This is a genomic window from Candidatus Palibaumannia cicadellinicola, assembly GCF_002855795.1.
Classification (GTDB): Bacteria; Pseudomonadota; Gammaproteobacteria; order Enterobacterales; family Enterobacteriaceae; genus Baumannia; species Baumannia cicadellinicola_C.
In genome coordinates, this window is sequence record NZ_NJPO01000169.1 from 1 (window position 1) to 9,031 (window position 9,031).

Consider the following 9,031-nt stretch of genomic DNA (forward strand, 5'->3'; position numbering starts at 1 on the left):
GAATCATATCATCTAACTAGCATCATGTACTTAAATATAGAATCAATATTCGATCCGACTTATAACAAGTATTTACCTCTGAGCTACTTAGCTAGTAGATAGTCTCTGCTTGTTAGTAAACAAATGCTGATTTACCCTAATCACCTGCAACTGCAAAAATTTATTGCCTGCACTCACTTATGTTTAAGGCTTATGGAATGGAGTCTTTCCCGTGATAGAATTGCTAATAGACCCCTCAATTTGGATTGGATTACTGACCCTGGTAATGCTAGAAATCATTTTAGGTATCGATAATCTTGTTTTTGTAGCTGTTCTGGCAGATAAATTATCGCCGACAAAACGAGATCGCGCTCGTATTATTGGGCTGGTTCTCGCACTAGTAATTCGTCTAGTGCTGCTTTCTTTTATCTCATGGATTGTTACCCTTACCTGGCCTTTATTCCGTATAATGTCTTTATCTTTTTCCGGTCGCGACCTCATTTTACTGCTCGGTGGTTTTTTTTTATTATTTAAAGCTACTACTGAACTCCATGAACGCTTAGAAAATAAAGAGCATCATAGTAGCGCTAGCCGTGGCTATGCTAATTTTTGTGCTATTGTCGTACAGATTGTAGTTCTTGATGCGGTTTTTTCTCTAGATTCTATTATGACAGCAGTAGGCATAGTAAATAATTTTACTATAACTATTACTGCTATAGTAATAGCTATGCTTATAATGATATTTATTTCAAATTTATTAACACGTTTTGTAAATACCAATCATACTGTAGTCGTGCTCTGTTTAAGTTTTTTGCTGATAATTAGCCTGAGTTTAATTGCAGAAGGATTAGGATTTCATGTGAATAAAAAATATCTATATGCGGCAATTGCATTCTCAATAATGATTGAGATTTTTAATCAGATTGCTTGGCGTAATTTGATGAAACATCAGTCTAGCAAACCTCTGCTTGATCGTACCTCAGAGGCTATTATGCTACTAATAAATAAACGTAATAGTAATTATTTAGCCTCACTCAATTCGGCTAATTTTGCTGAAAAAGAATGCTATATGATAACCGGGGTTCTATCGCTTGCCTCAAGAAACCTACGTAGCATAATGACTCCACGGGATAAAATTTTCTGGTTAAACAGTCAGCTCCCAGTAGAAGAAATCAGATTAAAGCTAATGAATACATCGCATAATATGTTACCACTATGTTATGGTGAACTAGATCATTTGATAGGCATAGTCCGGGCTAAAGATTGTATGATATCTATCGCCAGCGGCGAACCAATGAAGACTTACGAAGCAGTAAATCCGGCGATTGTTGTACCAGATACTCTAGATATTTTAAACTGTTTAAAAGAACTACGCCGTGCTAAAGGAAGTTTAGTGATAGTTTCTAATGAGTTAGGCGTTATTCAGGGAATAGTAACACCGCTAGATATATTAGAAGCAATTGCTGGTAAATTAACGGATGAGGATCAAGAAGAAACATTAGAAATTAAAGTGAGCGATAAGGGATGGCTTGCTAAAGGTAGTACAAATATTCGTACTTTGCAGAAGGTACTAAACACTAAAGATTTGGTACGTGACTGTAGTAATATCGTCTCTTTGGCTGGATTGTTAATGTCTCAATGTGAGAAGATGCCAGTAGAAGGAAAAGTACTAGTAATAAACCAATGGCGTTTTACCATTAGACAAATGATAGAATATCGTATTGAGCAGGTATGGATTGAACGTCTGGCACCACATTACAAAGACACAAGTAAATCAAGTATTGTAACTTCATTATAATAGTAATATAACATGATGTTTTTAGTTTTAATCTCAGCATCAGATGTTTGCTAGCATAGCTTGATTATGCTTTAAACTGCTCTAGTAATGGCAGTAGTGTTGCTACTTTGGCAAGCGTCTCTTGATATTCAGTTTCTTCATTACTGTCGGCGACTATACCACCTCCTACTGAACAGTAAATTTTATTTTCGTCGATTATTAAAGTTCGGATAGCAATATTCATATCCATTGTACCACAACAACTCAAATAACCTATACTACCGGACCAGGCGCTACGGCAGTGTGGTTCTAGTTGTTCAATAATTGTCATGGCTCGGACTTTAGGCGCACCAACAATAGATCCACCCGGAAAGCACGCACGTAATAAATCGCAAGCGGAATAATGTGGAGATAATTGAGCAGTAATAGTGCTGATCATATGATATACTGCTGGAAAAGTCTCAATAGCAAAAAGTAATGGTACCCGTACGCTACCGGGTAAAGCAACTCGGCCGATATCATTACGCAATAAATCAACAATCATAATATTTTCAGCACGATTCTTCACAGAAGTTGCCAGACGTGTAGCCTGCAATCTATCGATAGATGCATTGACAATACTAGGTCTTGGTAGGGTACCTTTTATTGGAGAAGATTCAATTACGTCACCACGTAGTCTTAAAAATCGTTCTGGAGATAAGCTAAGTATAGTAGCTTGATCCGGAAGACGAATAAAAGCTGAAAAAGGAGCGCGGTTATATGCTAGTAAATACCGGAAAACAGACCATTCATCACCGCTGTATGTAGCGCTGAATCTTTGGGAAAAGCAAACTTGATAACAGTCTCCTGCTTGCAAATGTTGTTGTATCCGGCGGAATTGTTTTCCATAATGAGCACGAGTCATATTCGCTTGCCATTGGCTGTGAAGACGAAACCTAGCAGTAGGTTTCGGTGCTGTATCAATTAAATTAGCTAAAATAGTTGCTGGATCTGTATGACTAATAAGTGTTAATTTACACCTATGATGATCTGCAATAATTGCCCAACAATAAAGGCCTACTGCCATATCTGGTATATGTAAATCACGTTGTGCTAAATTTGGTAAGTTTTCAATGTACCGTGCTAGATCGTAGCTAAATAAACCTAGGGCTCCGCCTTGAAAAGGAAACTGTTTATTCGTCTGGATCGTAAGACTCATGTTTTCTTTTTCTAACTGTTGTTCCACCAACATAAAAGGATCTTTGTCACTAAACTCGCAGTTTGTACCTTTACAAATTTTCGTCATACCTTTTTGAGTGACCAGCGTAACAATAGGATTAGCAACAAGAATAGAAAAACAGCTATCTGAATAGTTACTCTCACTAGAGTGTAGTAACATAGACCAAGATTGAATCGATAATGGTGTGAAAATATCTAGTACGGCATCTGGCTGGTAAGGCAAATTAATAAAATATGGCTGTATCATAACAAAATGGTTCCTACTTGAAACATAACCTCTTTATTTAAGATATATCAGATATAAGAGAACAAATTGATGGCAGTATTACATAATAAAATTTCGCGTAAAATATTACGAGCAAATATACTAACTGAAACAGAACCGCGTACTACGGTTTCTTTTTATAAATATTTTGTTATCCCAGATCCTCGTAGTTTTCGTGATTCTCTTTATCATCAATTACACCATTTACATATTTTTGGTCGTGTTTATATTGCTACTGAAGGCATTAATGGACAAATTAGTGTACTGCAAAGCAATTTTGATGCTTTCCGTACAGTACTATATACTATTCACCCACAGTTAGATCAATTACGGCTTAATATATCGCTGGATAATAACGGTAAATCTTTCTGGGTTCTGCGTATAAAGGTACGGGAGCGTATTGTAGCAGATGGAATACAAGATCCTGATTTTAATCATTTGAATGTAGGACGTTATTTAACGGCTGAAGAAGTAAACCTCATGGCAGATAATCCTGATGTACTATTTGTAGATATGCGTAATCACTATGAATATGAAGTTGGTCATTTTAAGCAAGCTATCGAAATTCCATCTCGGACCTTCCGCGAACAACTGTCAATGGTTGTGAACATGTTACAACATAATAAAAATAAAAGTATAGTAATGTACTGTACGGGCGGTATACGCTGTGAAAAAGCTAGTGCATGGATGTTACATCATGGTTTTAAAAATATCTACCATATAGAAGGGGGTATTATTAGATATACTAATCGCGTTAGAGAGCTAGGATTACCGCTTAAATTTATTGGAAAAAATTTTGTTTTTGACGAACGTTTAGGTGAACGTATTACTTCTGAAGTTATTGCATATTGCCATCAGTGTAATAAATCTTGTGATCATCACACTAATTGCCGTAACCAAAGTTGTCATCGTCTCTTTATTCAATGTTCGAATTGTGCTCAAAAATACTCTGGTTGTTGCAATATCACATGTCAAAGTCAATTGACTTATACTAAGTAAGTCAAAATGGTGGAGCTAAGCGGGATTGAACCGCTGACCTCTTGCATGCCATGCAAGTACTCTTCCATCTGAGCTATAGCCCCTATAATACTATAATATCAATATATAATATATATTATCATAACATATGTCAATCACTAAAATACTTTAGCTTTGACTATCTCTATTTTAGAGATTTAGCAATAAAATTTAGTGCCATATCAATACGTTTTAAAGAACGTAATTTACCTATAGCTTGAATAGTTACGTCAAGCGTAGGAGACTGGCTTACACCAGTAACTGCTACACGTAATGGCATAGTAACTTGTTCTATTTTTACTTCTAATTCTTCCGCTGTTTGATAAATAGCATTATGCACCGATTCTTTTGTCCAATTATTCAGAGCTTCTAGCTTCTCTCGTACTCTCTGTAGTGGTATAGTTGCTCCTGGTAGTAAATAATTGTTTGCTGCTTTCGTGTCAAATATGCTAAAATCTTGATAAAAATAATGGCAACTAGTAGCCATTTCTTTTATCGTTTTGCAACGTCCCCGAAAGAGCTTCACTAAATCTTTTAGTGGAGGATCAATACACATATCGATCCCCTGACGTTTCATATGCCATAATAAATTGGTTGTTATATAGTCTATTGATAATGTTTGTATATAAAAATGATTATACCAAAGTAACTTTTTACTATCCAATGAGCTAGCTGATTTGCTGACGGCTTCGATACTAAATAGTTTTTTCATTTCATCTAAGGAAAAAACTTCCTGATTACCATAAGACCAACCTAAACGTACTAAATAATTCAGTAAAGCTTCTGGGAGAAACCCCTCGTCACGATATTGCATGACTCCTACTGCCCCATGCCGTTTCGAAAGGTTTTTACCGTCATTACCCATAATCATTGATAAATGAGCATATTCTGGTATCGGTGCACCTAAAGCTTTTAGGATGTTAATTTGGCGTGGGGTATTATTAATATGATCTTCACCACGAATTACGTGAGTTATTTTCATGTCGAAGTCGTCGACTACAACACAAAAATTATAAGTAGGTGTACCTTCGGTACGCCGGATGATTAGATCATCTAATTCTTTATTACTATATTTTATAGTACCACGAATTAAATCGTTAAATATAACAGAACCTTCTTGTGGATTACGAAAACGTATTACGCAAGGCTGGTCAGAAATATTGTTTTGATAACTATTACGACAATGTCCATCATAACGTGGTTTTTGGCCATTAGTAATCTGGTCTTTGCGTAGTTTATCTAGTCGCTTTTTTGAGCAATAACATTTATAAGCACAACCATTCTCTAGCATATGATTAATAAGTGAGTTATAGCGAGCAAAGCGTTTAGTTTGAAAATATGGGCCCTGATCCCAGTCTATCTTTAGCCATTTTAAGCTATCTATGATAGCATCAATTGCCTGTGGGGTTGAACGCTCTAGGTCAGTATCTTCTATACGTAATATAAACTCACCGCCTTGATTACGCGCAAATAGCCAAGAATAGAATGCAGTACGCGCACCCCCAATGTGGAGATAGCCTGTTGGACTTGGAGCAAAACGTGTTTTTATTTTCATGAATTACATGTCCTTTTAATCTATCTGATTAGATAATGTTAAAACAAATCAAATTATCATGATAAAAATCATTGACTCATTTGAGTTGTTTCTTATAATGCAAGTATATATAGACTCCTGTAAACTATAGGTGATTAGCTCAGTTGGAAGAGCACCTCCCTTACAAGGAGGGGGTCGGCGGTTCAAACCCGTCATCACCTACCATATCCATATCATATTCGTAATAAAATGGGTCGTTAGCTCAGTTGGTAGAGCAGTTGACTTTTAATCAATTGGTCGCAGGTTCGAATCCTGCACGACCTACACCTTTCTCAAGGTTAAATTGATATTTACAATTCGTATTGTATATTTATTTGATTATTTATTAGATGTATAAATAAACGGCGGTTTCGCAAACATAATAACTAAAATCAGAAAAAAGAAAAGCCAACCTAGTAAGGTAAAATAATCTATAGTAGAAAGCATAGCAGATTGACGTTCGATAATCTTTTCTAACTGTGCCATAAGGATATTTTTACTATTGTCTAACTGATTTATATAAAACTGCATCGTAGGATTGTAAGAAGTAATATTCTCAGTCAACTGCGCATGGTAGAAAATGTTTCGTTGTTGCCAAAATAAGTTAGTAAGAGAAGCCGCAAAACTACTTCCTAGCACACGTAGAAAAGTTGCTAGACCGGAACCATCAGCGATATCTTTCTGTGGTAAATTTGATAATAAAATATTTGTTATAGGCATAAAAAATAGCGCAACTCCGATGCCCATAAAACATTGAATCATAGCAATATGATAATAATCGATTTGAATGGTAAAAAAAGATCTCATAAAACAAGAAACACCTATAACCAAAAATGAACACCCTGCTAATAATCTTAAATCTAATTTTTGTCCATAGCGTCCAATTAGCGGTGAGATAAAAAGCGGAAAAATACCAATAGGGGCTGTTGCTAGTCCGGCCCAAAGAGAAGTATATTCGAGCTGATTTTGTAACCACTGCGGTAAAATTAAGTTAATACTAAAGAAACTTGAATAGCCTAATACTAACGTTAGCGTACCAACTAAAAAATTTTGGTCCTTAAAAAAACGAAAATTTATAATAGGATACTTATGACTTAGTTCCCACAGTACTAATGCTGTTAATGATATTACGGCAATAAACGTACCAATCGTAATAAAAATTGATTCAAACCAGTCAAGATTGTTACCTTTATCTAGTACTACTTGCAATATTGTTACTCCTAGTACTAGTAATAATAAACCTACATAATCAATAGGTTGATATTGACTCTCTTCAGGGCGATTTTTTAGTTGTACAAAAACTAAAATTATAGCAAGAATACCGGTTGGTACATTGATAAAGAAAATCCAAGACCAAGAATAATTATCAGTAATCCAACCCCCAGCTAATGGCCCTACAATAGGTGCTACTACGGTAACCATAGCGAGCAGTGATAGCGCCATCCCCCGATTGATTGCTGGATAGATAGATAATAATAGTGTTTGCGAAATAGGGTATAGCGGTCCAGCAAAAAAACCTTGCAAAGCACGGTAAATGACAAGCTGTATTAGCTTTTGCGCAATGCCGCATAAAAAAGAAGTTATGATAAATAGAAATAAAGATACTAAGAAAAGTCTTATTTCTCCAAAACGCCGCGCCATCCAGCCTGTTAATGGTAATGAGATAGCATTAGATACCGCAAATGCAGTAATAATCCAGGTACCTTGTTCTGAACAAACCCCCAGGTTTCCTGAAATCGTCGGTAATGCAACATTGGCAATCGTAGTATCTAATACTTGCATAAAAGTAGTTAAAGATAAACCGATCGTTGCTAGTACTATACTTTTAGGACGAAAGCTTTGGTCATTACTACTCATAGTAATTTATGGCAACTTTCCTTGGCTAAGAGCATCTTCGCAGTTATCAGAAATGATTTTTGTTACTAAGCTATCTGCTTTATGTAACTGATGATTATATACCTCTGTCATATAACGTATTTTATCCATAGAATATGGTGCTAGCATCGGTCCTTGATCATTATGTAAATCTACTTTTACATTAGCAGATAAGCCTATACGTAGCGGATAACGATCAAGATTATCTGGTTCTAGACGAATACGAACCGGTAAACGTTGGATAATTTTTATCCAATTACCACTAGCATTTTGTGCCGGTAACAACGAGAAGACACTGCCAGTACCGATACCTAAGCTTTCTACTTTGCCATGGTAGGTTACCTTATTTCCATATAAATCTGTTTTTATCTCAACTGGTTGTCCGATACGCATTGATAACAATTGCGTTTCTTTAAAGTTAGCTTCAATCCATAGATCATCTAGTGAAACAATAGCCATCAGTGCTGCGCCTGGCTTTACGTAACTACCTATTTGTACTGAACGTTTAGCGACATATCCACTAACAGGGGCAACTAAGCTACTACGTTGATTATGAAGATAAGCGCTACGCAAATGAGCAGCAGCGTTCTTTACATCAGGATGTGCAGTGATAGTAGTATTATCTACTAATACTATGAGAGTCTCTAATTGTTGCTGTGCTGATGTTAGTAAAGTTTCAGCAGAAGTAAAAATACTCCACGCATGAGATAATTCTTCCGAAGTTATTATTCCTTTACGTGCTAGATTAGCGCTCCGTTGATAATCAGCATGAGCACGCTGTAGCTCTATTTTACGTGTAGCAACTTTATTTTTATAACTCTCTACGTTACTAGAGATTCTGCATACCTGACGTACTACTTTTGCTAAATTTGCTTCAGCGTTTTCCTGTTCAACGATAGTATCACTGGAATCTAATTGAACTAATAGTTGTCCTTGTTTAACAAAATCACCGTCATCAGCAACAATTAGAGTTACGGTGCCTACTAACTGCGGAGTTATTTGTATTAAATTTCCGGTAACATAAGCATCATTAGTACTTTCATAATAACTATTATAAAACCAGTAATAAATACTAATAATTATTAATAATAAAACAAATATTATTAAGAATGTTAATTTAATAGGTATATTTTTAGGTGGCGTAATTTTGCTAGATACGTTGTGAGACCCTGATTTATCATCATCGTCTTGTAAAGTAAAATACGTATCAACCATAGAAGTTATTCTCGGTTTTTGTGGAATTATTTTGTGCGATAATCGGTATTCTTAAAATTATTGCTGCTTAACATCGCTAGGTAAATAACAATTACCTAAAAGAGCTAAAGTA

Annotated in this window: 6 protein-coding genes and 3 tRNA genes; 4 read left to right on the forward strand and 5 right to left on the reverse strand. The window is 35.7% G+C overall.

Features of this window, described 5'->3' with window-relative positions:
• Nucleotides 1–214: 214 nt before the first annotated feature.
• Nucleotides 215–1,777, forward strand: coding sequence for a TerC family protein (locus CEX73_RS03110; protein WP_101627129.1), 1,563 nt, complete (start codon nt 215–217; stop codon nt 1,775–1,777).
• 64 nt (nt 1,778–1,841) lie between these two features.
• On the opposite strand, the gene pabB is transcribed toward CEX73_RS03110, so the two are convergent.
• Nucleotides 1,842–3,221 (reverse strand): aminodeoxychorismate synthase component I, encoded by a 1,380-nt coding sequence (gene pabB / locus CEX73_RS03115; protein WP_101627124.1) that lies wholly within the window; start codon nt 3,219–3,221, stop codon nt 1,842–1,844.
• A gap of 69 nt (nt 3,222–3,290) precedes the next feature.
• On the opposite strand from pabB, the gene trhO reads away from it, so the two are divergent.
• Nucleotides 3,291–4,238, forward strand: coding sequence for an oxygen-dependent tRNA uridine(34) hydroxylase TrhO (gene trhO, locus CEX73_RS03120; protein ID WP_101627125.1), 948 nt, complete (start codon nt 3,291–3,293; stop codon nt 4,236–4,238).
• Nucleotides 4,239–4,245: 7 nt separating this feature from the next.
• On the opposite strand, the gene CEX73_RS03125 is transcribed toward trhO, so the two are convergent.
• Both CEX73_RS03125 and gltX read right to left on the reverse strand, forming a co-directional pair.
• Nucleotides 4,246–4,321 (reverse strand) — tRNA-Ala (locus CEX73_RS03125).
• A gap of 80 nt (nt 4,322–4,401) precedes the next feature.
• On the reverse strand, nt 4,402–5,811 hold the full coding sequence (gltX, locus tag CEX73_RS03130; RefSeq protein WP_101627126.1) for a glutamate--tRNA ligase: 1,410 nt from the start codon (nt 5,809–5,811) through the stop codon (nt 4,402–4,404).
• 128 nt (nt 5,812–5,939) lie between these two features.
• On the opposite strand from gltX, the gene CEX73_RS03135 reads away from it, so the two are divergent.
• Together CEX73_RS03135 and CEX73_RS03140 are read left to right on the forward strand one after the other, a co-directional pair.
• Nucleotides 5,940–6,015 (forward strand) — tRNA-Val (locus CEX73_RS03135).
• Nucleotides 6,016–6,041: 26 nt separating this feature from the next.
• Nucleotides 6,042–6,114 (forward strand) — tRNA-Lys (locus CEX73_RS03140).
• A 54-nt stretch (nt 6,115–6,168) separates the two neighbouring features.
• Here the strand turns inward: CEX73_RS03140 and CEX73_RS03145 are convergent.
• Complete coding sequence (locus CEX73_RS03145) at nt 6,169–7,686, reverse strand: DHA2 family efflux MFS transporter permease subunit (RefSeq protein WP_101627127.1); 1,518 nt, start codon at nt 7,684–7,686, stop codon at nt 6,169–6,171.
• A gap of 6 nt (nt 7,687–7,692) precedes the next feature.
• Nucleotides 7,693–8,919 carry an HlyD family secretion protein gene (locus CEX73_RS03150; protein WP_101627128.1) on the reverse strand — a complete coding sequence of 409 codons (1,227 nt, stop codon included), beginning with the start codon at nt 8,917–8,919 and terminating at the stop codon, nt 7,693–7,695.
• Between the last annotated feature and the right edge of the window lie 112 nt (nt 8,920–9,031).